Source organism: Pseudomonas sp. VMV1, assembly GCF_056790235.1.
Window position 1 is genome coordinate 1 of the sequence record NZ_JBXGSE010000045.1, and the last position, 388, is coordinate 388.

Sequence of the window (388 nt, forward strand, 5' to 3'; positions counted from 1 at the left end):
AATATAGAGACGGTTGACGCAGACGCAGGTCTGGCCGGCGTTACGGTACTTGGAAGCGATGGCGCCCTCCACGGCCTTGTCCAGGTCGGCGTCGTCGAAGACGATGAAGGGCGCGTTGCCGCCCAGCTCCAGCGACAGCTTCTTGATGGTGGGCGCGCTCTGCTCCATCAGCTTGGCGCCGATTTCGGTGGAGCCGGTAAAGGAAATCTTACGCACGATGGGGCTTTCGGTCAGCTCGGCGCCGATCTCGGCGGCGGAGCCGGTGACCACGCTCAATACACCCTTGGGAATGCCGGCGCGCTCTGCCAGTTCGACCAGGGCCAGCGCCGAATACGGGGTCTGGCTGGCAGGCTTGATGACCATGGTGCAGCCCGCGGCCAGGGCCGGA

1 protein-coding gene is annotated in these 388 nt (G+C 64.9%); it reads right to left on the bottom strand.

Annotated features, from left to right (window positions below):
• A partial coding sequence (locus ACUCV0_RS24090) for an aldehyde dehydrogenase family protein (protein ID WP_482213933.1) occupies positions 1-388 on the bottom strand: 388 nt, incomplete at both ends.